This window comes from Mesorhizobium erdmanii (genome assembly GCF_013170725.1).
GTDB lineage: Bacteria > Pseudomonadota > Alphaproteobacteria > Rhizobiales > Rhizobiaceae > Mesorhizobium > Mesorhizobium erdmanii.
In genome coordinates, this window is sequence record NZ_CP033361.1 from 5,725,381 (window position 1) to 5,751,858 (window position 26,478).

Consider the following 26,478-nt stretch of genomic DNA (forward strand, 5'->3'; position numbering starts at 1 on the left):
AAAACTATTCCGCGGCCTTGCTGGCCGCATGCTCGTGCTCGTCGGCCTCGGCGGCTTCCTCAAGCCGGGACGCAATGAGTTCCTGGATATCGCCGACTTCTTCCTGGATGTCCTCCAGGGGAATACCGACTTCGGCAGCCTTGGCGGCACATTCCTTGGCTAATGTCTCGGCTTGCTTGTCGATCCGGGCCTGGGACTGGCAATGGACCTTTTCGCCGATCCATCCCCGCAAGAACTCGATCGCGTGTTCACTCATACTGCTGTTCCCTGGCGGCAAAGCCGGTTGGTAATCATAAACGTCGGCATCCCGCAAAGGATGCATCCTGCCATTCCAACCGAGTCGCGGCCAGCCGGCAAGTCAATGCCGTCCAAGGTCCACAGAGGCGAAGGAAATCGAGGGATGAAGAACATTTTCTGATTCTGAAGGACTGTACCGTTGGCGGGATCTGCCCGCTGCGAGCAATTGCTTCTACCTGTTACGGCTTTCAGTCCGTTTCTTAATCTCAATGGCTGTCGCTACAGCCGCCTTTGACGTTGCACTTCCAGGCGCGAGCCAGCGAAGCCGCCGCTATATAGTGATATCCTCATGCAATGTCGACTCCTCCAACCGTGCCCACGGCTTGCACCAAAGTCGCACCCGCGCACCCCGTCAGAAGGTCTCGACCCAAGGCCTCAACTCCATTTCCCAGGTCCAGGCGCTGCGGTGTTGGCGATGGATAGAGAGATAGGCCTCGGCAATCGCGTCCGGCGCCAGCCGGCGATCCTGCGTATCTGTCTCCTGCCCGGACGCGGCCGAGGCAATGGCGCCATCGATGATGAAATGCGCGACGTGGATATTCTTCGGTGCCAGTTCACGGGCCATGGACTGAGCCAGCCCGCGCAAGCCGAATTTCGGCATGGCAAAACCGGCGGAGCCGGCAAAGCCCTTCACGCTGGCCGTGGCCCCGGTGAAGAGAATCGAGCCCGAACCCAGAGCCACCAGCCGCCGGGCCGCCTGCTGGCCGACCAGGAACCCGCCATAGGCCCCAACCAGCAAAGCCTGCCGGACCGCCTCGGGATCAAGCTCCGCTATCGGTCCGCGGGCGCGTCCGCTGGCGTTGAAAATCGCCAGCGAGAGCGGACCGGCCTTGTCGGCGACATCGAACAGACGCTCCACCGAAGCGGGATCGGAGACATCGGTTGCCACGACCTGCGCGCCTGTCTCGCCCCGCAATGCGTCAAGCTTTTCGACATTGCGGGCGGCCAGAACGACGCTGAACCCTTGCTTGGCGAGAAGGCGCGCCAGCGAGGCGCTCAAACCGGAGCCTGCACCGGCGATGACGGCGACATTGGATGTCATGAGACCTCTCCTTCTTTCGGCGGGACTGCTGTCGATGGCTGGCGAATGAGCTGTGTCGGAGATTGCCGGATCTGCACGACGGCGGCAACGCCGACGGCACCTAAAGCGCGTCGCGTTGAGACGGATTCATGCGATGCGCGTTGGGGGGCTTTGTTATTATGCATGTCGTTCGCCCAAAACCGACATCACTTTCGGGCGACGTGCATGAGAAAAATGGCCGGGCGCGAAAACGGCCCGGCCAAAAAAAGAAGGTCATAACCTTCAGAGGGGAACACCGCTCGGCGAAATGGGAGGAAAACACCGAACGGATTTTTCTCTTTTGAACCGATTCTCGGACAGATACGACGGATAACTTTCTAAATAACGGCCAAGATGGAAAAAACTTGTCCTTTTCAGCCCAAAAGCTCAGCTAACCCGGCTTTCCCTTTCGAGCAAATCCGCATAATGGCGCCGCGCGACATCAGGATGCGAGCGCAGCCGGCTTTTCAACACATTGGTTCCGACATCGCGAAACAGCGGATTGTCCGGATCGCTGGCCGGTCCGCGCGCCTGGCCCGCCAATTCCTCGGAAAGCCCAAGCAGCGGGATCGTCGCATCCAGCCTGGCACTGAAGAAGAACGGCACCGAGATGCGCTCGATGCCGGCAGGCGGCGTCACGACACGATGCACGGTCGCGCGCAAATAGCCGTTGGAGGCCAGTTCGAGCAATTCTCCGATATTGACGACGAGCGTGCCGGGAATGGGGTCGACATCGACCCAGCTGCCATCATAGTCGACCTGCAGCCCCTTATTGTCATCCTGGAGCAGCAACGTCAGGAACCCGCCATCCTTGTGCGCGCCGACACCTTGGTCGCCACCGGTTGCATCGCGGCCGGGGTAGCGCACGATCTTCATGCGATGGTTGGGTTCGCTGCTGTAGATCGGGTCGAACGCATCCTCGGGCTGATCGAGCGATTGCGCGAAGGCTTTCAGCAGCCGGATCGCCACGGCCGTCACCTTGCTTTGCCAGGCAAGCAGCGCCGGTTTGAGATCCGGCAGCGCCACGGGCCACTGGTTCGGTCCTTGCAGCCGTGTCCAGGCGGGAACTCCCGGCCCTTGCGCGATCGCCTGGCGTTCGACACCGATGTCGAGTTGTTCGCGCCAGTCCTCCCTCCCCTTGGTCAGTTCACCGCCGGCGCGGGTGTAGCCGCGAAACTGCGAAGACTTGACCATCTCGATCGCCAACTTGTCTGCCTCCGGCAAGGCAAAGAACTGGCGCGATGCGATGAGCACCTCGCTGATCTCGGCCCAGGAAATGCCATGTCCAGCCAGATAGAAAAAACCAATGTCACGCGAAGCGGAACGCAAGTCAGCCAGAAACGTCCGGCGTTCCGACGCGCCTTGCTCAAGACGGCTCAGATCGAGGACAGGTACTATTCTGGGCATATCAAGCTCCTTTCCCAGTGCTTCCGGGCGTTGCTTGACGACACCGCCAGAAAACCCAGCCGATTGAACATGCACGCACTCTTGCGCGACCGTGGCCACGATCAATACGCGCAAGTCTTATCGACTTCGGATGGTCGGGAAAGGAACGATCGGCCCTTCGTCGCGGCCGTGACGAACAATTTTTCCATCCGCAGGAGCAAGCGGATGATGATCGCGATCGGAACGGCGGCGACCTAAAAAAACTGTCGGGGATGTCACATCGGCAAGTCCTCGTTCGTCATGTGGACGGCACCAACAGAAGGAAGCCTACCATGACCGCAAAAATCGACCTCTTCGCCGCCGCCCCTTCGCTGATGAAGAACTGGCAGCGTTCCTCGATCGAGCTCTCCGCCGCCGCCAGCCTCGAGCACAGCCTCACCGAACTGGTGAAGCTGCGTGCCTCGCAGATCAATGGCTGCGCCAACTGCATCAATCTCCACGCCACCGAGGCGCGCGAGAACGGTGAGACCGAGCAGCGCATCTACCTGCTGCCGGCCTGGCGCGAGGCGCCCTGCTACAGCGACCGCGAACGGGCGGCCCTTGGCTGGACCGAGGCCTTGACCCGGCTTTCGGAAGACACCGGTCGCGCAGGCGCCTATGAAGAGCTGAAGGCGCATTTCACCGAGGAGGAACAGATCAAGCTGACCTTGACGATCAACATCATCAACGCCTGGAACCGCATCGCCGTCGGTTTCGGCCTGTATGCCGACCCTGCTGCCGTGAAGGCCGCCCGGGTGGCCGCCGCCTGATGACGAGTCCGGAGGCCGACGATGCGGCAGCGGGCTTCGGCCCGCTGCGTCCGAAGCTCATGCGCGTTGCCTACCGCATGCTGGGCTCGGTGTCGGACGCGGAGGACGCCGTGCAGGAGGCCTTCATCCGTTGGATGAAGGCCGACCGCGCCGCCGTGCGCGAACCCGAGGCATTCCTGCGCCGCACGGTGACGCGTCTCTGTCTCGACCAGCTCAAATCGGCACGGCACAAACGCGAGACCTATGTCGGCCCCTGGCTTCCCGATCCCGTGGTGGAAGAGGACGAGGCGGAAGACGTCACCTTGCCGCTGATGCTGGCGCTGGAACGCCTGTCTCCGCTAGAGCGCGCCGCCTTCCTGCTGCACGATGTGTTCGGGCTCGGATTCGACGAGGTCGCGGCCGCCATCGACCGCGACACTGCGGCCTGCCGCCAGCTCGCGACCCGGGCGCGCGGCCATGTCCGCGAGGCGCGGCCGCGCTTCACGGTGGAAAGACAACGCGGCCTCGAGTTTGCGGAGGCCTTTTTTACGGCCTCGCGCAGCGGTGACATGAAAGCGCTTGGCGCCATGTTGAGCGCCGACGTCATCGCCCATGCCGACGGTGGCGGCAAGCGCCCGGCAGCCACGCAGCCGGCCCTGGGTTTCGATGCCGTCATGAAACAGTATGAGCAGGTCGCGGCCTGGTTGCGCGCGCATGGCTCGAAACTTGTCCGCGTCGGTTTCATCAATGGATTGCCGGGGTTCGTCACGCTGGAAGCCGATGGCGAACTCCAGACCACAGCACTCGAGATCGAGGACGGGAAGATCGCCTCCATCTATGTCGTGCGCAATCCTGACAAGCTCAGGCACCTGCACTGAGGAATGGATTGCTCAGGCCATCCCGAACTTCTCCACGGCGCGCATGATGCCGCGCAGTTCGGCGAGGCCTTTCAGGCGGCCGATGAGGGAATAGCCGGGATTGATCTTCTTCTTGCCGATGTCGTCGGCGAGCAGATGGCCGTGGTCCGGCCGCATCGGAATGCGCCAGTCGGCGCGACCGTCCTTGCGGCGGCGCGCCTCCTCCTGCATCAGAGCGAGGATCACATGCGCCATGTCGGTGCCGCCCTCAAGATGCTCGGCTTCGTAGAACGAACCATCGTCCTCGATGGTGATGTTGCGCAGATGGACGAAATGGATGCGGTCGGCGAATTCCTTGACCATGGCGACGATGTCGTTGTCGGCGCGCGTCCCATAAGAGCCGGTGCAGAAGGTCAGGCCATTGGCCGGACTGTCGACGGCGTCGAGGATGAAGCGCGCATCCTGCGCGGTCGAAACGACGCGCGGCAGGCCATAGAGCGAGAAGGGCGGGTCGTCGGGATGGATGCACATGCGCACGCCCTCCTCTTGCGCCGCCGGAATGATCTCGCGTAGGAACCAGGCAAGGTTGTCGCGCAACTCCTTCGGCCCGATCCCGTCATACTCCGCCAAAGCCTCGCGGAAACTGTCGCGGTCATACCTGCGCTCGGTCGCCGGCAGGCCTGCGATGAGATTGCGCTCGATCTGCTCGATCTGATCCGGCGTCAGCGCTTTCAGCCGCTTCTCGGCCTCGGCGATACGTGCCGGCGTATAGCTGGCGGCACCGTTCTTGCGCTGCAGCACGAAGAGGTCATAGGCGGCAAAATCGATAGCATCGAAGCGTAGCGCGTAGCCGGATGTCGGCAGCCGATACATGAGGTCGGTGCGCGTCCAGTCCACCACCGGCATGAAATTGTAGCAGATCGTCTTGATGCCGGCCTTGGCGAGCGTGCGGATCGAGTCACGGTAGTAACCGGCATAGCGCTCGCGTTCGGGCGCGCCGATCTTGAAGGAATTGTGGACCGGGATGCTTTCGACGACAGACCATGTCAGGCCTGCGGCCTCGATAATCCGCTTGCGTTCGAGCACATCGGCTTCGGGCCAAGCCCTGCCATCGTAGATGTGGTGAAGCGCTGAAACCACGCCGGTGGCGCCGGCCTGCTTGACATGTTCAAGCGTTACCGGGTCATCCGGACCATACCAGCGCCAGCACTGTTCCATTGCAACTTTCCTTTTTGCGAGAGACCGGCAACCTATTGTTTGACACCGACGAGTGTCAAACTCAGAACCCGAGTTTTCGATAGCGCATGAAGGAGCTTCCACGATGACGGATTTCGACGGCAAGGTGGCACTGGTGACGGGGACGACAGGCATCGCGCTCGCCACCGCAAGACGGCTGGCGCAGGGGGGTGCCGCCATCATCGCCTGCGGCATTGACCGGGCCGCCAATGCCGCCATGCAGCAAAGCCTTGCCAAAGCCGGAGCGAATGCCCTGGTGCAAACGGTCGACGTCTCCGTCTCCGATCAGGTGCGCGACGCGGTCGCGGCCGGCGTCGCGAAATTCGGCGGCATCGACGTCATCGTCAATTCCGCCGCGGTCCATCCCTACGGAACCGCGACGACGACCGATTGGGAAACCTGGAACCGGGCGATGACGGTCAATGTCGGCTCGATCTACCTGACCGCCCATTTCGGCATCCCGGAAATGATCAAGCGCGGCGGCGGCGCCATCGTCAACGTCGCTTCGGTGCAAGGCTTCGCCTGCCAGCAGAATGTTGCCGCCTATGCAACGACCAAGGGCGCCATCCACACGCTGACGCGTTCGCTGGCGCTCGACTACGCGGCATCGGGCATCAGGGTGAACTCAGTCAGCCCGGGCTCGATCCGCACGCCGATCCTGGAGAAAGCCGCGCGCGGCGACCATGGCAGCGATGCCGATGTCGAAGAGGCCTTCAGGCGCTTCGGCGCGGCCCATCCGCTCGGCCGCATCGGCGAGCCGGAGGAAGTGGCGGAACTCATCGCCTTCCTGTGCTCGTCCAAGGCCGGCTTCTGCACCGGCGCCGACTACAAGATCGACGGCGGCCTCACCGCCGGCATCGGCGTGAAGTAGTATCTAGGGATTGGGTTCGACGTCAGGGGTCTCGCGACCGCAGCGTCCGCAAGGTGATCGAGTAGCGATGTTCAGCAAGCGGCGGGATGCTGTGCTCCCACTCAGTCCGTGAAGGCCCGGTCATGAGATAGGCCGATCTTGGCTCGACGGCGATGGTCCGGCGCTCCCATCCGCCACCGTTCTTTCGCCGCAGCCGGAAACTGCAGGGCGCCAGCAGAGAAACGCCGGCGACATCCTCGAAATGCGGCTTGTCGCGATGCCAGCCGATGCCGGCGCCAGGCCGGTATTCATTGATCAGCACTTGCGCGAAGGCCTCGGCAGGCTGGCGCGCGAAGGCCGCGACCTTTTCGCGTAGAGGCAGCAGAAAGTCGGGGATCGGCGCCGCCGCGACGACTTCGCGCCGGTCATAATCGTAGCGCAAGCCAAACCCGACGACGCGCCGGTTAGCCAGATGGCCGTGGAAATCGAACGCCTGGAACGGCAGCCCTTCGAGATGCCTGCAAAGCTCTGTCTCTTCCTGCGGCGTGATCAGGCCGGGCTGATAGGCAAAGCCTTGGGGCAGATCCTCCGCAGCGCCGAAGAGATCGTGCTGGAATGCTGGAGAGCGGTCGGCGCTTTTCGGTTTCAGTGGTGACATCCGGCCTAGATGGTGAGGGCGGGACTGCAACGCAATACGGAGCCGTGCTTGCGTGCGTGGCGGATAATATCCTGCGCAACGGCAGGGAACCGGACCCATGTCTGGCGGGTTAATCGGGTTGAGCCGTCAGGTGCCGCCATGCCGTCGACAGCGATCCGAAACACCGAATACAACCCTGCGACCGGGACCCTCTCCGTCTGGTTTGTGCCAAGCGGCCATCGCTACGACTATATGGACGTTGCCCCGGCAACCTATGCGGCATTCAGGAAGGCCGCTTCGAAAGGGCGCTTCTTCAATGAATTCATCCGCGACCACTACAGCTACCGTCGCGTGGCGTGACGCGGAGGAGTAGCAGATCTCATGCCGTCTTGTTCGACTCCGCTGGGCGCCTGGTCCGGCGCCGGTTCCCAGCCAAAGACGCTGCGGCCGCCAAGCAGATGCGACTGGTCGAATTCTCCGGCGACAATTTCCTTCAGGCTGGGGCCGGTGACGTATCGCTCGACTTGTCGCGATTGATCGTCGAGCCGCTTCAACGCACCGATTTCCTCTTCGCGGCCAAGCTTGGCTTTCTGCACGGCGGACTTCAGCACGCCGATCGTTTCGTCATAGACCTTGAGTGGAACAGGAAACGGATGCCTGTCCTTGCCGCCATGGGCGAGCGAGAAACGGCCTGGATCGGAAAAGCGGCACGGCGCGCCATGCACCACTTCGGCGACGAGTGCCAATGCGCGCACCGTGCGCGCGCCCACGCCGGGAACCAGCAGAAGCTCGGAAAAGTCCGTTGGACCACGTTCTGCGGCCGCCGCCATGTTTCCATGAAGACGGCGCATGACGACATCGCTTTCGCGAACATCATGGTGAGCCGGCATGACCAGGTGAGGCAGCAACGGCTGCTCCGGAGCCGGTGCTGTGCCGGCATCCAGGGCAGCGAATTCCCGCAGGATGCGATCCGGCCCGAGGTCCTGCAGCAGGTCCAACTGGCCCTGGCGCGAGGCCTCGGCGCGGCGGTCGGTCAGGTTGACGATCTCGCCCTGGTTGGCGCCCTCGATGGCGGCGTGCGGCTGATCGACGAAACTCTTCAGACCCTCGGACAGCCAATGGTAGCGGCGCGCGACCTTGCTGTCGCCGTTCATGCCTTGTTGCACGACCACCCAGTCACCGTCGTCGGTGACGATGAAGCCATGCAGATAGAGGTCGAAGCCATCCTGGACGGCGGCACTGTCGACCTTGGCGACAAGCCGGCTGACTGTTGCCAGGCGCGCTCCGTCGAAGCCGATGCGTTCGCCGATCGCCGCAAGTTCATGCGGGGTTTTGCGCGAATGCGCGCCACGGCCGCCGCAGACATGAATGCCGAGCTCGCCGGACAGTGGCGTCAGACCGCGTTTCAAGGCGCCGACGACGCTGGTGGTGATGCCGGACGAGTGCCAGTCCATGCCCATGACGGCGCCGAAGGACTGGAACCAGAACGGGTGCGCCAGACGCCGCAGCAACTCGTTGCGGCCATAATGATGAATGATCGCCTCGCACATGACGGCGCCGAGGCGGGTCATACGGTCGCCCAGCCATTTCGGCACGCGTCCGCCGTGAAGTGGAAGATCAGCACTGCCCGATCGTTGCGCCAAGTCTGTTGCCTGTTCCGTTTTCCCTCGACAGATAAGTACCGACGACCGCGCTGGAAAGTGTCGAATGTCGGGAGGCGGCTGATCGATGGCCCAAACCGGTTCCGGCCCGTCCGCAAGCCGAACTCTATCTCACCACGCGCTTCTCAAGCTTGCGGGCCAAGGTGCGCCGGTGCAGGCCGAGCCGGCGCGCGGTTTCGGAGATGTTGAAGCCGGTCTCGACGAGCGTCTCGTGAATGCGCTCCCATTCGAGATTCTTGATCGAAGTGGGACGGCTGCTGAGCGACACCGAAACATCGCCCTCGGCGCGGCCGAAGGCGGCTTCGATATCGTCGGTGTTGGCGGGCTTGGCCAGGTAATGACATGCGCCGAGCTTGATCGCCTCGACCGCAGTGGCGATACTGGCAAAGCCGGTCAGCACGACGATCCTCATCGACGCGTCGCGGGCGCTCAAGAGCTTGACGCAGTCCAGCCCGGAGCCGCCGGCGCCAAGCTTGAGATCGACGACGGCGTAGGCCGGAACGGCTGTTTCGAGGGCGCGGAGCAGATCTTCCCTGCCGTGGCAGACGATGACGTCGTAGTCGCGCTTTTCGAAAGAGCGTTTCAGCGTCTTCGCGAAAGTGGCGTCGTCCTCGACGATAAACAGGGATCGATCAGGCCTCATGATCATCTCCATCGGTCAGCGCCGCGAGCGGCAGCGAAAGGGTAACACAGGCACCCTGCTCGATGTTAAGCGCCGAAAAGTCGCCGCCCAACTTTCGAACCACATTGACGACGAGGAAAAGGCCGAGGCCGCCGCCTGGCCGTCCCTTGCTCGACATATAGGGCTGGCCGAGCGCCGCCAGAATACCCTCGTCGAAACCCGGCCCGCGGTCGCGCACGGCAATCACCAGTTTTTCGCCCTGCCGCTCGGCGGTGACGCCGACCCAATCGGGCGAGGCTTCCTGGGCGTTGTCGAAGACGTTGAAGATGACCTGCTTCAGCGCCCGGTCAGAGACGATCTGCTCGTCGGGTTCGAAATCGTTGCTGTATTCCAGATTGGTCGGCTGGCGGCTGACGCGCCATTCCTGGACAAGATCGTCGAGGAAATTCCTGATGCTGGTGCGGATCGTACCTTCGCCCCGCGCCTGCCCCGACGACATGAGGATACCGGACACGATGCTTTTGCAGCGCTCTATCTGCGCCTGCATCTCGGCCACGTCCCCGGCCAGCTCACGGTTGCGGGTGACGCCGCGCATCTGGCGCCAGTCGGACAGGATGACGGAGATTGTCGAAAGCGGTGTGCCCAGCTCGTGTGCGGCACCAGAGGCCAGCAGCCCCATGCGCACGATGTGATCCTCCTCGGCCGAGTGCTGGCGCAGATCGGCGAGATAGGCATCGCGTTCGCGCAGATTGCGGTTGATGCGCGTCATGAAGATCACGATCAAGCCTGCCGCCAGCACGAAGCAGATGAACATGCCCCTGATATGCAGGGCCAACAGGTCGCTGCCGCCGTGATGCGGGATCGCGATCGGCTGGAACTGGAAAGTGAGAAAGACGAAGCAGGCCGAAGCGGCGGCCACCAGGCTCCAGGTGGACCAGGGTGTCAGTAGCGCGGCGCCAAGCGTGATCTGCAGCAAATAGAGTGACACGAAAGGGTTCGAGGCACCGCCGCTCAGGTAAAGCTGGATCGTCAGCGCCGCCATGTCGAAGATGAGCGCGACGAAGAGCTGGGCGTTGCTGATCGGGCGCCGGCCGCGCGAAGCGAGCAGGCTGAAGATGTTCAGCCCGACGAGAAAAAGCACCACGCCGGCCATCTCCGGCAGCGGTAACGGGATATCGAACCCGTATTCCGTGACCAGAATGGTAAGCACCTGGCCCGCCACCGCCAGCCAACGCAGTTGGATCAGTAGGAGCAGGTTCTTGCGGTTCGCCGCATCGGGATCGGGGACCGCATCATTCTTGCCGGCAAGCGATGCCGCCGCGAAGGATTTGTCATTGCGAAACGTCGGCGTCGTGACGCTCATCTTGCCGGTCCTTGCCGCCGGCGGCGGCCGATGATCGGCGCGGCCAGGGCTGCGGCGAGCATCGCAGCGAGCGTGAACCAGGTCAAAGCATAGACGAGGTGGCTGTTGCGGAATGTCACGACGGTCAGGCCGCCGCGCGGCCAGCCATCCACGCTGGACGCCTCCGCATCGACGAAATAGGGGGCGACGTCGTCCGTCAGGCCGCGCGCGGCTGCGATGGCCGCGACATCGCGCGAATACCAGCGATTGCCCGCGGCGTCGTTGTTGCGCAGGAAACCGCCGCTGGGCTCGCTCATGCGCAACAGCCCATCGATGACGGCCGTCGCGGCGGAGCCGCCGCTCTCCTGTTCGAACTCGGCCTTGCGCTCCTGGGGAATGAAGCCGCGATTGACCAGAACGACGAAGCCGCGGTCGGTTCGCATCGGCGTCAGCACCCAATAACCGCCGCCAAGCTCGGTTACCGCCTGCACCAGCGTGTTGGCGCCGCCAAGAAACCGCCCGGCCAAGCGCAAATGGCTGTATTCGTAACCGGCCGCCGTGATGCCGCTCCAACTTGCCGGGCCGGGCGCGTCAACAGCGGGGGCGTGGATGCGCTGGTCGACACGGGCGATCAGGTCGAGCTTCCAGACCCGCCTTTCCAGCTGCCAGATGCCAAGCCCGACAAACATCAGCACGCCGAGGAGGCCGAGCAGCGCGAGGAACAGCCGCGATGCGGGCGATCTGCCCGCGTCCGTTCGTGGCGCGGTGGCCAAACCAATGCCGGCCTGCCCCGTCCGTGTCTCGATGCTAACCCTCCCCGCCCCAGGCGTCGGGCTCATGGCATCTCGCGCATGTCGTGCAGCCCTGGCATCATATTGGCGTTGAGATGGTACATCACCCAGAGCGAGCCGGTCAGCACGATGACGACCAGGATCAGCGTGAAGATCAGCGCCAGCATCGACCATCCGCCCTCGGAAGCGGTGTTCATATGCAGGAAGAAGACCATGTGGACGACGATCTGCACCACCGCAAAGGCCATGATGACGATGGCCGTCACCTGCTTGTCGTCGATGGCGCCGCTCATGACCAGCCAGAACGGAATGGCGGTCAGGATCACCGACAGGACGAAGCCGATCAGGTAGCCCCTGAACGACCCGTGCGCGGCGCCGCCATGGGCGTGGCCGTGGTCCTCAGCGTGATCATGAGCGCTCATCGCAACATCCCCATCAGATAGACGAAGGTGAAGACGCCGATCCAGACGACGTCGAGGAAATGCCAGAACATCGAGAGGCACATCAACCGGCGGCGATTGGCCTCGATGAGCCCGAACCGGGCGACCTGCGTCATCAGCGTCACCAGCCAGACGAGGCCGAAGGTGACGTGCAGGCCGTGGGTTCCAACCAGGGTGAAGAAAGACGACAGAAAGGCGCTACGCTGCGGCGTCGCGCCCTCATGGATCATGTGGGAGAACTCGTAAAGTTCGATGGAGAGGAATGCCAGACCAAACAGGCCGGTCACGACAAGCCAGGCTTGCGTCGCCGCGACGCGGCCCTTGTCCATGGTGAGCATGGCAAAGCCATAGGTGATCGACGAGAACAGCAGCATGGTGGTGTTGACCGCCACCAGGTCGAGGTCGAACAGGTCCTTCGGCGCTGGCCCCGCCGCGTAGTTGCCGCCGAGCACGCCATAGGCCGCGAACAGCATGGCGAAGATCAGGCAGTCGCTCATCAGATAGAGCCAGAAACCGAGCATGGTGCTGCCGCCTTCGGCGTGCGCATGCTCTTCTTCCAGGTGGAAGACCGGTTCGGCGCCGGCCGTGGTTGCACTTGAAGCCATGCTCAAACCCTAGCCCTGAGCGGCGAGGAGCGTCGTCCTCGCCTCCTCCGTCTGCGTGACCTCGGCAGCCGGAATGTGGAAGTCTCTGTGATAGTTGAAGGTGTGGCCGATCGCGGTGGCGATGAGGCAGACAAAGCTCAGCGCTGCCAGCCACCAGATGTACCAGATGAGGCCGAAGCCGAGCGCCACGCTCAAGGCGGCGAGGATGACGCCGGTGCCGGTATTGCTTGGCATGTGGATCGGCTTGAAGCCCGAGAGCGGCCTGACGTAACCGGCCTTCTTCATGTCCCACCACGCGTCGTTGTCGCGCACGACAGGCGTGAAGGCGAAGTTATAGGCAGGCGGCGGGGAAGACGTGGACCATTCCAGCGTGCGGCCATCCCAGGGATCGCCGGTCGGGTCAGTCAAGGCGTCGCGGTTCCGGATGGAGACGTAGATCTGGATCAGGAAGGCGGCGATGCCGATTGCGATCAGTACGGCGCCGAAAGCGGCGATGACGAACCATATCTGCAGCGAGGGGTCGTCGAAGACGCGCATGCGGCGCGTTACGCCCATCAGGCCGAGGACGTAGAGCGGCATGAAGGCGAACCAGAAGCCGACCACCCAGCACCAGAACGACACCTTGCCCCAGAATGGATCGAGCTTGAAGCCGAAGGCTTTGGGCCACCAGTAGGCGATGCCGGCGAACAGGCCGAACAGCACGCCGCCGATGATGACGTTATGGAAATGCGCAATCAGGAACAGGCTGTTGTGCAGCACGAAGTCGGCCGGCGGCACAGCAAGCAGCACGCCGGTCATGCCGCCGACGGTGAAGGTGAGCATGAAGGCCATCGTCCACATCATCGGCAGTTCGAAGCGGATGCGGCCGCGATACATGGTGAACAGCCAGTTGAAGATCTTCGCCCCGGTCGGGATCGAGATGATCATCGTGGTGATGCCGAAGAAGGAATTGACGCTGGCACCGGAGCCCATGGTGAAGAAGTGGTGCAGCCAGACGAGGTACGACAGGATGGTGATGACCACGGTGGCGTAGACCATCGAGGTGTAGCCGAACAGGCGCTTGCCGGAGAAGGTCGAGGTGACTTCGGAAAAGACGCCGAACAGTGGCAGGATGAGGATGTAGACTTCCGGGTGACCCCATATCCAGATGAGGTTCACATACATCATCGGGTTGCCGCCAAAATCGTTGGTGAAGAAGTTGGTGCCGACATAGCGGTCGAGCGCCAGCAGCGAGAGCACTGCCGTCAGCACCGGGAAGGATGCCACGATCAGCACGTTGGTGCACAGCGACGTCCAGGTGAAGACGGGCATGCGCATCAACGTCATGCCGGGCGCGCGCATCTTGATGATGGTGCAGATCAGGTTGATGCCCGACAGCGTGGTGCCGACACCCGCCACCTGCAACGCCCAAATGTAATAATCGACGCCGACGTCGGGACTGTAGCCGATGCCCGAGAGTGGCGGGTAGGCAAGCCAGCCGGTGCGGGCGAATTCGCCGACGAACAGCGAGGCCATGACCAGGATGGCGCCGCCGACCGTCATCCAGAAAGAGAAATTGTTGAGGAAGGGGAAGGACACGTCGCGCGCGCCGATCTGCAGCGGCACGACGAAGTTCATCAGCCCGGTGACGAAGGGCATCGCCACGAAGAAGATCATGATCACGCCGTGCGCCGTGAAGATCTGGTCATAGTGATGCGAGTTGAGGTAGCCCTCGGAACCGCTGAAGGCGATGGCCTGCTGCAGGCGCATCATGATGGCGTCGGAGAAGCCGCGCAGCAGCATGACCAGGCCTAGCACCATGTACATGATGCCGATCTTCTTGTGGTCGACGCTGGTGAACCATTCGCGCCAGAGGTAGGTCCACAGCTTGAAATAGGTGATGACGCAAAGAAGCGCGATGCCGCCTAGCGCCACCGCGGCAAAAGTGGCCACCACGATCGGCTCATGCAGCGGCAGCGAGTCCCAGGTGAGGCGGCCGAACATGAATTTGGTCAGCGAATCGGGCATCGGCTTTCTCTCACAGTTCACGCCGCAGCAGGCCGAGCGGCGTCGTCTCCGCCTCGGCGCTACGGCTGTCCGTCCCTGGTCGCAGCAGCCCCGCCCCACGCAGCGGGGACAGATTCTTGGCCGGCCAATATGTCGGCCAGGTATCGCGGGAAGCGCGCGAGACGGCGGCGGCCTCTTCCGCCGTGCAGATGCTGGCGACGTAGGACGGATCGTTGCCGAACACCGCGCCGCGCCGGGCGAGCTTGTCGTATTGCAGCGGCAGCGTGTTGCGCACGCCCGCCAGGCCGAGGCCGCCCTTGGCGTCGATCGACATCATCTCGTTCATGCACATCTTGCCGCGCTCGACGCACAAATTGAGGATGGCGCCATAAAGGTCGGGATCGACGGAGGCATAGTGGCGGACCGGCTCGTTCTCGCTCGGCTTTTCGAGTTCGAGATAGGTGTCGCGGTTGAGCGCCGCCGACGCTGTCCGGGACTGTGCCACCCACTGGTCGAAGGCCTGGTCGGACAGGCCGTGGAAGGCAAAGCGCATCCCCGAAAAGCCGGCGCCGCTGTAATTGGCCGAAAAGCCGCTATAGGTGCCCGGCCGGTTGATGACGGCGTGTAGCTTGGTCTCCATGCCCGGCATGGCATAGATCTGCCCGGCAAGGGCGGGGATGTAGAAGGAATTCATCACCGCCGAGGATGTGATGCGGAAGTCGATCGGCTGATTGACCGGCGCCGCCAGTTCGTTGACGGAGGCGATGCCATAGTCCGGATAGATGAACAGCCATTTCCAGTCGAGCGCCACGACCTCGACCTTGAGCGGCTTGTGCAGCTCGGTGACCGGCTGGCCGGGTTCTATGCGGTCGATGCGGCGGTAGGGGTCGAGCAAGTGCGTGCCGAGCCAGGTCAGCGCGCCAAGGCAGATGATGATGAGCAGCGGCGCTGCCCAGATCACCAGTTCCAGTTTCGTCGAATGGTCCCAATCCGGCGCATAGGTCGCCGAGGCATTGGATTGCCGGTAGCGCCAGGCGAAGAAGACGGTCAGCGCCATGACCGGCACGATGATGATCAGCATCAGCAAGGTCGAGACCACGAGCAGGTCGCGCTGCTGGGCCGCGACATCGCCGGCGGGCGCGAGCACGACCAGGTCGCAGCCGCTCAACAACCCGGCCAGGGGGAACAGAAGCAAGGCTCCAAATCGTTTCATCAAACGCTGCCCTCGATGGACCGCGGCAACCGTTCATGTTGCAGTGCGGTATCAATTAAGGGCTACAGCTGGCGGCGCGACGGCAACATTGGACAATTTGTCCAATGCCCAGCCGGCATGGCTTTGGCGCAGTGTGCAGTGCACAATGGCACCCCTTGGGGATTCCCCCGAAATTGGATCCTGGACAGTTCAATCCACGCGGCGACGGACAAGATGGCTCAGACTTCGACTGCCGAAACGAACAGCGAGTTGATCGGCTCGCATCATGGCCAGGTCAGCGCGGGCGATATCGCTGTCGGCGTGATCGTGGGCAGGACGTCGGAGTTCTTCGACTTCTTCGTCTATGCGATCGCATCCGTCATCGTCTTTCCCAAGCTCATATTTCCGACGCATGATCCGCTCGTTGGAACGCTCTATTCCTTTTGTATCTTCGCGCTCGCCTTCGTTGCGCGCCCTTTCGGCTCCGTGCTGTTCATGGCCATCGACCGTGCCTATGGCCGCGGCGCGAAACTGACGATCGCGCTGTTCCTGCTCGGCACCTCGACCGTCGCCATCGCGTTTCTGCCGGGGTATGGCGATATCGGCGCGGTCGCGATCTGGCTTTTGGCACTTGCCCGGATCGGACAGGGCCTGGCGCTCGGCGGAACATGGGATGGACTGCCCTCGCTGCTGGCGCTGAACGCGCCGCGGAACCGGCGCGGCATCTATGCCATGATCCCGCAGCTGGGCGCGCCGATCGGTCTCATCGTAGCAAGCGCTCTCTTCGCTTTCTTCGTCGCCAATCTGTCGGCCGACGACTTCCTCGCCTGGGGCTGGCGCTATCCGTTCTTCGTCGCCTTCGCCATCAATGTCGTGGCCTTGTTCGCCAGGCTGCGCATCGTCGTCACGCCCGAATTCTCTAAATTGTACGAGAGCGGCGACCTGCAGCCGACGCGCATCAGGGACACGATCAAGGCCGAGGGCCGCAACGTCGTCATCGGCGCTTTCGCGCCGCTGGCGAGCTTCGCCCTGTTCCATATGGTGACGGTGTTTCCGCTCTCCTGGGTGTTCCTGTTCACCCATGAGGGACCGGCGCGCTTTCTGGTGATCGAGGCGGTGAGCGCGCTGTTCGGCATCGGAGCCATCGTCGCGTCAGGGCCGTTGGCCGATCGCGTCGGACGCCGTGCGCTGCTCGGCGGTTCGGCGATCGCCATCGCCACGTTCAGCGGCTTTGCCCCGCAGCTTCTGGATGGCGGGACCGTCGGCGAGGCGCTGTTCATGGTGCTGGGCTTCATCCTGCTGGGGCTGAGTTTCGGGCAATCGTCTGGCGTCGTCGCCTCGAGCTTTTCGCGGCGGCATCGCTATACCGGCTCGGCGATCACTTCGGATCTGGCTTGGATGTTCGGCGCTGGCTTCGCGCCGCTGGCAGCCCTGCTGCTGGCCGGCAATTTCGGTCTCATCGCCGCCGGCGCCTATCTGTTGTCGGGCGCTGCCTGCACCCTGCTTGCGCTATGGATCGACGGGCGCCGTCCTGCCGCGGACCGTCAACCCGATTGATTTCGCGGTTCGCGATTGCGGATGATGTGGCCGATGGCACGGGCGATCCAGCATGAGCAGCAACGATACCGAGCCGGGCAAGCCCGACTGATGTTCCGCCCACTGCCAGACGCAAGGCGACCAGGACCTCGCCGACCTGGCGCGCAGCAACGGCATGTCCGAAGCGGCAGCCGAGGCTGTCGCCGCCATCGATGAAGCGGGGATGAGCAAGGCCGCCGATGCCGTCAAGCAGATGATGGACGAGATGGAGCCGGGGTAGTGTGACGCGTAAAGACCTGTTCGGACAAACCCGGTCAAAGGGCGTCGTAAACGGCGTCGATCAATAATTTGCGGCGTGGGTCGAGATCGTCAAAACCCAGCATGCGGTTGGTGACATAGCCGAAACCGACGCCAGCACCGGGATCGGCAAAGCCGATGGCGCCGCCCCAGCCGGTGTGGCCGAAAGTTTGCGGCGACGCACGGCCGGCATAGACAGGATCCTCCATCTGATAGCCGGCGGCGAAGGCGGCCGGTGAGGCAAAGCTTTCATCCGTGCCGCGAAAGCGGAGGTACGTCGCCGCCTCGATTGCCGCGCGGCTGATCAGAGACTGGTCCTGCCAGACACCGCCGGCCGCCATCATGCCGTAAATGCGTGCCAGTGCGTGCGCCGTCGACTGGCCATTGCCGCCCGGCACTTCGGCTGCGCGCCAGGCGCGGTCGTTGGGAGCCAATGCGCGGGGCGCCGGATTGTGGCTTGCGTGGGGAAATGGCGAAGCGCGGACAAAGTCGACCCAGTCCGAAGCCTTGGGGCCCTCGATCATTTCGGCGACCCTGGAATCCTCGCGGTCGGGCAGACCGACATGAAAGTCGGCGTCAAGCGGGCCCGCGATCTCTTCCGCGATGAAGCGGCCAATGCTTCGCCCGTCGACGCGTCGCAGCACTTCGCCAGCAAGATGGCCGTAGGTCAGGGCGTGATAGATGGAGCGGCTGCCGGGCTCCCATAGTGGCGACATGGCCGCAAGCGCGTCGACAAAAGGCGTCCACGCGAGCAAACCCTTTTCGTCCATCGGCACGGCAAGACCATTCAGCCCGGCTTGATGCGACATCACCTGATCAAGCGTGATGCGCTCCTTGCCGCCGGCCGCGAATTCCGGCCAGTAGCGGGCAATTGGTGCGGCATAGTCCAGTCTGCCGCGCTCCACCAACATTGCGATCGCCAGCGCCACGACGCCCTTGGTGGAGGACCAGACGTTGATGAGCGTGTCCTGCCGCCAAAGGCGGGTTCGCGCGGCATCCGCATGGCCGCCCCACAGGTCGACGACAGTCCTGCCATGGACGACGACGGATACGCCACCGCCATGTTCCAGCCCTTGGGCGAGACATTCGGCGAATGCCTCGCGCACGGCGGCAAAGCGCGGATCGCAGATACCATCTATATTCATGCACGAATTCTCACCAGGCACGGACGTGACGGGATGCCACCGTAGACTATTGCCGGCCCCGATCTACTGCTTCGTGGAGGTGGATGTGCCCCAGGTATCCGACAGCACGTAGCCCTGGGGATAAGGATCGGTCGGATCGAGATAGTAGCTGTGCTCGCCGGTGATCCAGGCCCGGCCGGTGATCTCCGGGACGATCGCCTTGCGCCCGGCGATTTCCGACAGCTCCACGATCCTGCCCGTGAAGCGCGAGCCGATGATCGATTCATGGATCAGCACGTCGCCGACGCCCATCAAGCCCCGGGCCTGCAGCACGGCCATGCGGGCCGATGTGCCGGTTCCCGTCGGACTGCGGTCCGAACGCCCGGGCGAGACGATGCAGGTGTTGCGGGTGACGTTGCCCGGTCCCTGGAACGGCATGGCGAACTGCACGATCGACACGCCGCGCACATGGGCGAATTCGGGGTGGAAGACGTCAAGCTGTTCGCGCGCGGCCCGCCTTATCCTCTCGCCGGCCACCGCCAGTTCACGAGCCTCGTCGGGGGCGACCGAGAAGCCGAGCGCCTTGGCGTCGACGATGGCATAGAACATGCCGCCATAGGCGACGTCGACCGTGAGCGCGCCAAGCCCTTCAACCTCGATCAATGCATCGAGACGTTCGGCAAAGGCGGGTGCGTTGCGGAAGGTGATCGACACGCATTTGCCGTCGCGGCATTCGGCGCGCACCTCGATCACGCCGCCCGGCATGTCGAGCTTGAAGCGCGTCTCGGGCTCTTGCATCGGCACCATGCCGGTTTCGAGCAGCACAGTGGCGATGCATATGGTGTTGGAACCGGACATCGGCGGATATTCCGTCGGCTCCATGATGATGGCGCCGGCGGCGCAATCCTCGCGCGTCGATGGGACCAGGAGATTGACGTGGCGCGCGACGCTGCCGCGCGGCTCGCAGATCAGCATGCGCCTGATGTGGTCGTGATCACGTTCCATCGTGATCATCTTTTCCATCATCGTACGGCCCGCCGGCGGCAGCACGCCGCCGACGATGACGTCGCCGACTTCGCCCTCGGCATGGCAGCCGACGACATGAATGCTGGTTCTGGTGCGCATTGGTGCTCCCCGTGCTGGTTTGCGCGACTACGACTATTTTGCTTGGCAAGCCATGCCGCTTCGGGACAAACTGACCAATCCGCGTGCTGGCCTCAAGGAGAATTCGAATGACCGCCAATGTCTTTTCCGGCTGCATGCCGGCGTTGATGACCCCGTGCACGCAGGACCGCCAGCCTGACTTCGACGCGCTGGTGCGCAAGGGACGCGAGCTGATCGCGGCCGGCATGTCGGCCGTCGTCTATTGCGGCTCGATGGGCGACTGGCCACTGTTGACCGACGAGCAGCGAATGGAGGGCGTCGAGCGCCTGGTGAAGGCCGGCGTGCCGGTGATCGTGGGAACCGGTGCGGTCAACAGCGCCAAGGCCGTGGCCCACGCGGCGCACGCCCAGAAGGTCGGCGCACGGGGCCTGATGGTTATCCCGCGCGTCTTGTCGCGCGGGCCGTCGGTGACGGCGCAGCGCCATCATTTCAAGGCAATCCTTGCCGCCGCGCCAAACCTGCCGGCGGTCATCTACAACAGCCCCTATTACGGCTTTGCCACGCGTGCGGACCTGTTCTTCGCACTGCGCGCCGAACATCCGAACCTGGTCGGCTTCAAGGAGTTCGGCGGCCCGTCGGATCTGCGTTACGCCGCCGAAAACATCACCAGCCGCGACGATGAGGTGGCGCTGATGATCGGCGTCGACACCGCGGTCTACCACGGTTTCGTCAATTGCGGCGCGTCCGGCGCCATCACCGGCATCGGCAACGTATTGCCGAAGGAGGTGCTGCACCTCGTCGCGCTGAGCCAGGCGGCAGCCAAGGGCGACGTCGAGGCCCGTCAGCGCGCTCTGGAACTGGACGCCGCGCTCGCGGTGCTATCCTCCTTCGACGAAGGCCCCGACCTGGTGCTCTATTTCAAGCACATGATGGTGCTGAAGGGAGCTCCCGAATACGAGCTGCACTTCAACGAAACGGACGTGCTGACCGACAGCCAGCGCGGGTATGCCGAAACGCAGCTGAAACTGTTCGACAGCTGGTATGCACAGTGGTCGAGGCAGCCCGGCGTGGCGGCGAGATACGCGGCCTGAAATTTCTGTTGCCGGCCGGGGACGCTCGACTTCTCGTCATGTCGGTTCCAGGCTCGCAAGAAAATAATGCCTCTATTTTGATGCATGTCGTTGTCCCAGAACCGCTGCGCACTTCTGGGTGACATGCATTAAGCCACCGAGGCCGCCGGCTCGGCTTCCCGGACGGCGGATCGGTTCGCCGCCTGGCCATATTTCTGGGCGATCATCGCGCAGACCATGAGCTGTACCTGGTGGAAGAGCATCAGCGGCAGAACGATCGCGCCGACGCCCTGGCCGGCAAAGATCACGTTGGCCATCGGCACGCCGCTCGCCAGGCTCTTCTTCGAGCCGCAGAAGGTGATGGTGATCTGGTCGGCCTTGTCGAAGCCGAGAAGCCGGCTGCCAAAAGTCGTCAACAGGAGCACCACGCCGAGCAGCACCATGTCGGCGACAACGACCACGGCGATGTCGCGCAACGAGAACATGTGCCACAGCCCTTCGGCGACCGCCGTGCTGAAGGCCAGATAGACCACCATCAAGATCGAGCCGCGATCAACAGGCATCAGCAATGTCTTGCGAGCGCGTATCCACCCGCCTATCCGGGGCTCCAGGAGCTGTCCAAGCGCAAAGGGCAGGAGCAGCTGCATCAGGATCTGGCTCACCGCATCCCACGAGAATCCGCCATGCCCGCCCATGGAGAACAGCAGCCCGACGAGCAAGGGCGTCAGGAACATGCCGAAGATGTTGGAGGCGGAGGCCGAGCAGATGGCGGCGGAGACATTTCCGCCGGCCATCGAGGTGAATGCGATCGAGGACTGGACCGTCGACGGCAGGACGCACAGAAACAGAATGCCGAGGTAGAGCGGCTTGGGGAGGATCGAGGCAGGCAGATAGCCAAGCGCCAGGCCCAACAGCGGGAACAGGCCAAAGGTCGTCAGAAGGATGACCAGGTGCAGGCGCCAATGCATCAGGCCGGCGACAACAACATCGCGCGAGAGCCTCGCGCCATGCAGGAAGAACAGAAGTGCCACGGCGAGATTGGTCGCGACCGCGAACCATTTCGCGAACGTCCCTGTAGCAGGCGCCACCGATGCAAGCGCGACAGTGCACAGCAGGAGGATCAGAAAGGAGTCCGGCAGAAAACGGCGCATGTCATGGTCTCTCCAGAGCAGGTCCAACGCGGCCTTTTCGAACATTGCGAAACAGGATACAAGGAATAACAGTTATCGTACTTTGAGATATCGATGCTCGATCTGGTCCAACTTCGCAGCTTCGTCACCGTCCAGCAGATGGGAAGCTTTACCTTCGCCGCCGAGCGGCTGGGGCTCGGGCAATCGACCGTCAGCCAGCACATAAGCAAGCTGGAGGCCGCGATCGGCAGGCAGTTGCTGGCCCGCGATACGCACAAGGTGATGCTGACGCCCGATGGCGAAGCCCTGCTCGGCCATGCCCGCACCATGTTGTCCATAGAGGGACAGGTGCAGGCGCTGTTCACCGCGCAGCGGCTGCGCGGCACCTTGAGGCTCGGCGTATCCGAGGACCTGGTTGCCAGCCGCCTGCCGCTGGTGCTGGAGGATTTCGTCCGCTCTCACCCATCCGTTGATCTTGAACTGACCGTGGCGCTTAGCGGCGTGCTCTACCAGATGCAGGACAATGGCGAGCTCGATCTCGTTCTGGCGAAGCGGCGGCTGGGCGACAGCCGTGGCCGGCTCGTCTATCGCGAACCGCTTGTCTGGCTCGCCCGCGATCCCGAACATGTCCTGTCGCTGGCGGCCTTGCCGTTGATCGCCTTCCCAGCGCCGAGCGTCACGCGCAGCATCGCGCTGGAGGTGCTCGAACGGCACCGCATGCCATGGCGCATTGTCTGCACATGCGGAAGCCTGAGCGGACTGACGGCCGCCGCCCGGGCGGGCATGGGGGTTCTGGTGCAACCGCAAAGCATGTCGCCTTCGGGCCTGAAGGAAATCGGCAGCCTGCCGCAGCTGGAGGATGTGGAATTTGTCCTGATCCCGAGCAAAGGCGCCGACAGGGCACTCGTCTCAGCGCTTTCGGAGGATATTCTGACCAAGGTGAAAGGCCTGCGCTGACCCGTCACGCAAGGCACCTGCCGATGATACCGTTGGCAGGGATTGCTCCGCTATGTACACCATTGTTTTTGCTTGTTTTTCTGCTCCGCGATCCCAGCGACCCTTGAACTGATCACCGGGATCGTCGCCGATCATGGCCAGTGTTGCCAATGGGCTGGCGGCTAAACGCCTGCGTGCGGCCTAACGCGTGGGCGATGCCCGGCAATTCCCTTGGACTTATGAACCGCCCTTCGCCGCATGATCGTCCTGCGTCGATTTCACGGCACGAACATATCCGTCGAGCCTGCCGGCAAATCGCTCCGGACGAGTGCGCTGACAGCCAGTTGTCAGCTTCGTCGTGAGATATTGCGTCGAAACAGCCTGCGGTGGCGTCACATTCACAGGCTTCAACTCGGAAATTCGGACCCTGATGAAAAAGATTGCCCTATCGTTTTTCGTGCTCGCGTCTTCGGGCGCCTACGTCTGGGAGCAGCCGGCCAAGGCCCCCGCCATCGACATCACCGACACCACGGATGCTTCGACCGTTGGCAAGAGTGTGCAGGAGGCGGGCGATCCGGCATCTGCTCCGGTCGCGCCGGTTACGCCGCCTCCTCGGCTCGCTCGCATGCCTGTACAGCAGAGCGTGCTGCCGCCAGCCACCCCGGCGGGCAAAGTCGGCAATGAAACGACCGCGGCGATCTTCGCACCCGCTCCGAGCGAGCAGGCTGCGAGGCCGACCGCGACCGAACAGTCGCCGATTGCGCTTGACCAGCCGAAGACTTCCCTGCCACCCCCTGAATTGTCGAAGCGGGTTCCGGCTGAGATCATCGCCGACGCCGCGCCACAGACAATGGCCTTCGCCGCCACGCCGGCGGTCTACATTCCCGTTCCCCAACCGAGGCCGGATTATCCGCAAAGCCCAGCCCGCGTCATCAAGGCAGGCATGAAGGCAACGGTGAATCGTGGCACGAAGCCGGCCGGCCACGGATTTGCCGATGGCACATATATTGGTCCTGTCACGGATGCCTATTACGGTCTCATGCAGATTCAGGCATCGATCCAGGGCGGTCGTCTCACATCACTGAAAGTGCTGAAATACCCGAGCGACCGGCGAACCTCCGTCAACATCAACAGGCAGGCCCTGCCCATGCTGCGCGATGAGGCGATCAGCGCGCAAAGTGCCAATGTCGACATCATCTCGGGCGCGACATTGACCAGCCGGGCCTTCAGGCAATCGCTCGCTGGCGCCTTGAAGCAAGCGTCGTCCTAGTTCAATGCGCGACACAAGGATCTTGATGGGCATGCCCATCACCGTCGACATTGGCGGCGTGTCGGGCGAGGCACTTGTCGACGCGGTCTTCGACTACTTCGAGTGCGTCGACCGGCGCTTCAGCACCTACAGGGCCGACAGCGAGATTTCAGCCATCAATCGGGGGGATCTCCCGGTTCGCGACTGGAGCGGCGAGATGATGGAAGTGATGGCCCTCGCCGAACACACCAAAAACCAGACGAATGGTTTTTTTGACATCCGCCGCCCCGACGGTTCGCTGGACCCTTCCGGCATCGTCAAAGGCTGGGCCATCCGCAATGCTTCCGCGATCCCTCAACGGGCAGGTGTCGACGATTTCTTCATCGAGGCGGGCGGCGACATCCAGTCTTGCGGCACGAACGCTTCGGGCCTCGACTGGAGCGTCGGCATCCGCAACCCCTTCAATGCCGACGAGATCATCAAGATCGTCTATCCACGGGGACACGGGGTCGCCACCTCCGGCACCTACGTGCGCGGGCAGCACATCTACAATCCGCTTGGGTGCGGCGATCCGATTACCGAGATCGTCAGCTTGACCGTGATCGGGTCGGATGTGTTCGAGGCCGATCGCTTCGCCACCGCCGCCTTTGCCATGGGCCGGAATGGAATTTTGTTTCTCGAGCAGACGGCAGGCCTCGAGGGCTATGTCGTCGACAGCAACGGCCGTGCCACGCCGACAAGCGGCTTCGGAGCTTTTTGCAAATCATGATCAAGGCCATCGACCGGTTTCTCGACCATCAGACCATGTATCGGCTGGTCCTCTATTACCTGATCGCCTTGCTGGGCACGGCCCTCGTACTCGGCTTCTTCGGGCTTGTGCCGCATGATCCGCTTGCACTCGCTTTCACGACGGGCGTGATGCTGGCCACATGCTGGATCACCAACCGGGTTTTCGCCGCGGTGTTTCGGGTTCCCGCCAATAGCGAGTCCGTATACATCACCGCCCTGATCCTGGCGCTTATCGTGGATCCGGTGGCCGTTACGGACGCTACAGGGATCGGCGCGGTGATCTTCGCCTGCGTCTGGGCGATTTCATCCAAGTTCATCCTCGCCATCGGCAGGAAGCACTTGTTCAACCCCGCGGCGCTGGGCGTGGCGTTGACCGCGCTGTTGCTAGACCAACCGGCCACTTGGTGGGTCGGAGGCAATCTGCCGTTGCTTCCAGTCGTAATTGGCGGTGGCCTGCTCATCGTGCGCAAGCTGCGCCGGCTCGATCTCGTCGTGACCTTCATGACAGTTGCACTGGCGGTAACCCTCTCGACGACCGACCCGTCGCAATATGCGACCGCACTGACCGAGACACTAGGCTCGTCGCCGCTGCTGTTCTTCGCCTTCGTGATGCTGACGGAACCGCTGACGGCGCCGACGACGCGCTGGCCACGCATCGCCTTTGCCGCCATCGTCGGCTTCCTGTTTGCCCCCAACATCCACGTCGGCCCGCTCTATTTCACTCCCGAACTGGCGCTTCTGGCGGGCAATCTCTTCGCCTACGCGGTGAGCCCGAAAGGACGCTTCGTGCTGACGCTCGAACGCATCGAGCAATCCGCCATCGACAGCTACGACTTCATCTTCAGCTCACCCCGCAAGCTCGCCTTCCAGGCCGGCCAGTATCTGGAATGGACGCTTGGTCTCGACCGTTCGGACAATCGTGGCAATCGCCGCTATTTCACGGTCGCATCAGCGCCCACGGAGCAATCGCTGAGACTTGGCGTCAAGTTCTATCCGCGGTCCAGCGCCTTCAAGCACGCCCTGGGCGCGATGAAGCCGGGCAGTACGATCCACGCCTCCCAACTCGCCGGCGACTTCACCCTGCCGGCCGATCCGGAAACCAAGATCGCCTTCCTGGCCGGCGGCATCGGCATCACGCCATTCCGCTCGATGCTGCAGTATCTCATCGACAGTCGTGAAAGGCGGCCGATCGTCGTCCTGTACGGAGCCGAGACCCAGCAGGACATCGCCTATCGCGATGTGCTCGGCGCGGCAAAAAGAGAGCTGGGCGTAAAGACGGTGCTCGCCATCGCCAAGGGAGCCGAGCGCGGGCAGTATCCTGGCTACATCGATGCGCGCCTTGTGCGCCTGGCCATCCCCGACTATCTCGAGCGAACCTTCTACATCTCCGGCCCGCAAGCCATGGTCAAGGTGCTCCGCCGCGAGCTGCTGGCGATGGGTGTTCGCCGTTCGAAGATAAAGGTGGACTATTTTCCAGGATTTGCCTGAGCGCC

At 63.1% G+C, this 26,478-nt stretch carries 27 protein-coding genes; 11 read left to right on the forward strand and 16 right to left on the reverse strand.

Going from position 1 to position 26,478, the window contains the following annotated elements:
* Positions 1-4 precede the first annotated feature (4 nt).
* The 3 genes from EB233_RS27630 to EB233_RS27640 form a co-directional block, all read right to left on the reverse strand.
* On the reverse strand, positions 5-256 hold the full coding sequence (locus EB233_RS27630) for a DUF768 domain-containing protein (protein ID WP_027056201.1): 252 nt from the start codon (positions 254-256) through the stop codon (positions 5-7).
* Positions 257-649: 393 nt separating this feature from the next.
* On the reverse strand, positions 650-1,339 hold the full coding sequence (locus EB233_RS27635; RefSeq protein WP_064989208.1) for an SDR family NAD(P)-dependent oxidoreductase: 690 nt from the start codon (positions 1,337-1,339) through the stop codon (positions 650-652).
* A 405-nt stretch (positions 1,340-1,744) separates the two neighbouring features.
* The gene (locus EB233_RS27640; protein WP_246298427.1) at positions 1,745-2,755 is read right to left on the reverse strand and encodes an isopenicillin N synthase family dioxygenase; all 1,011 of its coding nucleotides are present in this window, start codon (positions 2,753-2,755) and stop codon (positions 1,745-1,747) included.
* Between EB233_RS27640 and EB233_RS31925 the strand changes: the two genes are divergently transcribed.
* The 3 genes from EB233_RS31925 (at position 2,639) to EB233_RS27650 (ending at position 4,409) form a co-directional block, all read left to right on the forward strand.
* Positions 2,639-3,001, forward strand: coding sequence for a hypothetical protein (locus EB233_RS31925; RefSeq protein ID WP_244277655.1), 363 nt, complete (start codon positions 2,639-2,641; stop codon positions 2,999-3,001). The genes EB233_RS27640 and EB233_RS31925 overlap by 117 nt on opposite strands.
* 74 nt (positions 3,002-3,075) lie before the next feature.
* Positions 3,076-3,552 (forward strand): carboxymuconolactone decarboxylase family protein, encoded by a 477-nt coding sequence (locus EB233_RS27645; RefSeq protein WP_064989205.1) that lies wholly within the window; start codon positions 3,076-3,078, stop codon positions 3,550-3,552.
* Positions 3,552-4,409, forward strand: coding sequence for a sigma-70 family RNA polymerase sigma factor (locus EB233_RS27650; RefSeq protein WP_064989204.1), 858 nt, complete (start codon positions 3,552-3,554; stop codon positions 4,407-4,409). The genes EB233_RS27645 and EB233_RS27650 overlap by 1 nt, the downstream gene beginning before the upstream one ends.
* A gap of 12 nt (positions 4,410-4,421) precedes the next feature.
* Here EB233_RS27650 and uxuA read toward each other — a convergent pair whose 3' ends face one another.
* Positions 4,422-5,606: a mannonate dehydratase gene (gene uxuA / locus EB233_RS27655; protein ID WP_064989203.1), complete on the reverse strand. Its 1,185-nt coding sequence runs from the start codon at positions 5,604-5,606 to the stop codon at positions 4,422-4,424.
* A gap of 103 nt (positions 5,607-5,709) precedes the next feature.
* Here uxuA and EB233_RS27660 point away from each other — a divergent pair, with 103 nt between their 5' ends.
* Entirely contained in the window at positions 5,710-6,495 is a 786-nt protein-coding gene (locus EB233_RS27660) for an SDR family NAD(P)-dependent oxidoreductase (protein WP_064989202.1), read from the forward strand.
* Positions 6,496-6,517: 22 nt separating this feature from the next.
* Here the strand turns inward: EB233_RS27660 and EB233_RS27665 are convergent, their stop codons facing one another.
* Complete coding sequence (locus EB233_RS27665) at positions 6,518-7,132, reverse strand: alpha-ketoglutarate-dependent dioxygenase AlkB (RefSeq protein ID WP_064989201.1); 615 nt, start codon at positions 7,130-7,132, stop codon at positions 6,518-6,520.
* A 138-nt stretch (positions 7,133-7,270) separates the two neighbouring features.
* Between EB233_RS27665 and EB233_RS27670 the strand changes: the two genes are divergently transcribed.
* On the forward strand, positions 7,271-7,471 hold the full coding sequence (locus EB233_RS27670) for a KTSC domain-containing protein (protein WP_064989200.1): 201 nt from the start codon (positions 7,271-7,273) through the stop codon (positions 7,469-7,471).
* Here the strand turns inward: EB233_RS27670 and EB233_RS27675 are convergent.
* The 8 genes from EB233_RS27675 to cyoA form a co-directional block, all read right to left on the reverse strand.
* Positions 7,453-8,754: a DUF763 domain-containing protein gene (locus EB233_RS27675; RefSeq protein WP_064989199.1), complete on the reverse strand. Its 1,302-nt coding sequence runs from the start codon at positions 8,752-8,754 to the stop codon at positions 7,453-7,455. The two genes, EB233_RS27670 and EB233_RS27675, sit on opposite strands and share 19 nt — an antisense overlap.
* A gap of 124 nt (positions 8,755-8,878) precedes the next feature.
* Positions 8,879-9,415 carry a response regulator transcription factor gene (locus EB233_RS27680; protein WP_064989272.1) on the reverse strand — a complete coding sequence of 179 codons (537 nt, stop codon included), beginning with the start codon at positions 9,413-9,415 and terminating at the stop codon, positions 8,879-8,881.
* Positions 9,405-10,757: an ATP-binding protein gene (locus tag EB233_RS27685; RefSeq protein ID WP_064989198.1), complete on the reverse strand. Its 1,353-nt coding sequence runs from the start codon at positions 10,755-10,757 to the stop codon at positions 9,405-9,407. Before EB233_RS27685 ends, EB233_RS27680 begins: the two co-directional genes overlap by 11 nt.
* Positions 10,754-11,575 carry an SURF1 family protein gene (locus EB233_RS27690; RefSeq protein ID WP_064989197.1) on the reverse strand — a complete coding sequence of 274 codons (822 nt, stop codon included), beginning with the start codon at positions 11,573-11,575 and terminating at the stop codon, positions 10,754-10,756. Before EB233_RS27690 ends, EB233_RS27685 begins: the two co-directional genes overlap by 4 nt.
* Positions 11,572-11,949 carry a cytochrome o ubiquinol oxidase subunit IV gene (cyoD, locus tag EB233_RS27695; protein WP_064989196.1) on the reverse strand — a complete coding sequence of 126 codons (378 nt, stop codon included), beginning with the start codon at positions 11,947-11,949 and terminating at the stop codon, positions 11,572-11,574. Before cyoD ends, EB233_RS27690 begins: the two co-directional genes overlap by 4 nt.
* Positions 11,946-12,572 carry a cytochrome o ubiquinol oxidase subunit III gene (gene cyoC / locus EB233_RS27700; RefSeq protein WP_081294028.1) on the reverse strand — a complete coding sequence of 209 codons (627 nt, stop codon included), beginning with the start codon at positions 12,570-12,572 and terminating at the stop codon, positions 11,946-11,948. Before cyoC ends, cyoD begins: the two co-directional genes overlap by 4 nt.
* Positions 12,573-12,581: 9 nt before the next feature.
* Entirely contained in the window at positions 12,582-14,579 is a 1,998-nt protein-coding gene (gene cyoB, locus EB233_RS27705) for a cytochrome o ubiquinol oxidase subunit I (RefSeq protein ID WP_064989194.1), read from the reverse strand.
* Between the two features lie 10 nt (positions 14,580-14,589).
* Positions 14,590-15,771, reverse strand: a complete 1,182-nt coding sequence (gene cyoA / locus EB233_RS27710; protein ID WP_064989193.1) for a ubiquinol oxidase subunit II — start codon at positions 15,769-15,771, stop codon at positions 14,590-14,592.
* 213 nt (positions 15,772-15,984) lie between these two features.
* Between cyoA and EB233_RS27715 the strand changes: the two genes are divergently transcribed.
* On the forward strand, positions 15,985-17,307 hold the full coding sequence (locus EB233_RS27715; RefSeq protein WP_064989192.1) for an MFS transporter: 1,323 nt from the start codon (positions 15,985-15,987) through the stop codon (positions 17,305-17,307).
* A gap of 293 nt (positions 17,308-17,600) precedes the next feature.
* Here EB233_RS27715 and EB233_RS27720 read toward each other — a convergent pair whose 3' ends face one another.
* On the reverse strand, positions 17,601-18,728 hold the full coding sequence (locus tag EB233_RS27720) for a serine hydrolase domain-containing protein (RefSeq protein ID WP_064989191.1): 1,128 nt from the start codon (positions 18,726-18,728) through the stop codon (positions 17,601-17,603).
* Positions 18,729-18,791: 63 nt separating this feature from the next.
* A complete protein-coding gene (locus EB233_RS27725; RefSeq protein ID WP_064989190.1) occupies positions 18,792-19,832 on the reverse strand; it encodes a proline racemase family protein in 1,041 nt (346 codons plus the stop codon).
* Between the two features lie 107 nt (positions 19,833-19,939).
* On the opposite strand from EB233_RS27725, the gene EB233_RS27730 reads away from it, so the two are divergent.
* Positions 19,940-20,902: a dihydrodipicolinate synthase family protein gene (locus EB233_RS27730; RefSeq protein ID WP_064989189.1), complete on the forward strand. Its 963-nt coding sequence runs from the start codon at positions 19,940-19,942 to the stop codon at positions 20,900-20,902.
* Positions 20,903-21,030: 128 nt separating this feature from the next.
* Here the strand turns inward: EB233_RS27730 and EB233_RS27735 are convergent, their stop codons facing one another.
* Positions 21,031-22,032: a bile acid:sodium symporter family protein gene (locus EB233_RS27735; RefSeq protein WP_244277650.1), complete on the reverse strand. Its 1,002-nt coding sequence runs from the start codon at positions 22,030-22,032 to the stop codon at positions 21,031-21,033.
* A 93-nt stretch (positions 22,033-22,125) separates the two neighbouring features.
* Between EB233_RS27735 and EB233_RS27740 the strand changes: the two genes are divergently transcribed.
* The 4 genes from EB233_RS27740 (at position 22,126) to EB233_RS27755 (ending at position 26,473) form a co-directional block, all read left to right on the forward strand.
* The gene (locus tag EB233_RS27740) at positions 22,126-22,968 is read left to right on the forward strand and encodes a LysR substrate-binding domain-containing protein (RefSeq protein ID WP_027056222.1); all 843 of its coding nucleotides are present in this window, start codon (positions 22,126-22,128) and stop codon (positions 22,966-22,968) included.
* Between the two features lie 409 nt (positions 22,969-23,377).
* A complete protein-coding gene (locus tag EB233_RS27745) occupies positions 23,378-24,217 on the forward strand; it encodes an FMN-binding protein (protein WP_064989187.1) in 840 nt (279 codons plus the stop codon).
* Positions 24,218-24,275: 58 nt separating this feature from the next.
* Positions 24,276-24,965: an FAD:protein FMN transferase gene (locus EB233_RS27750; protein WP_244277649.1), complete on the forward strand. Its 690-nt coding sequence runs from the start codon at positions 24,276-24,278 to the stop codon at positions 24,963-24,965.
* Positions 24,962-26,473: an RnfABCDGE type electron transport complex subunit D gene (locus tag EB233_RS27755; protein ID WP_064989185.1), complete on the forward strand. Its 1,512-nt coding sequence runs from the start codon at positions 24,962-24,964 to the stop codon at positions 26,471-26,473. Before EB233_RS27750 ends, EB233_RS27755 begins: the two co-directional genes overlap by 4 nt.
* Positions 26,474-26,478 lie beyond the last annotated feature (5 nt).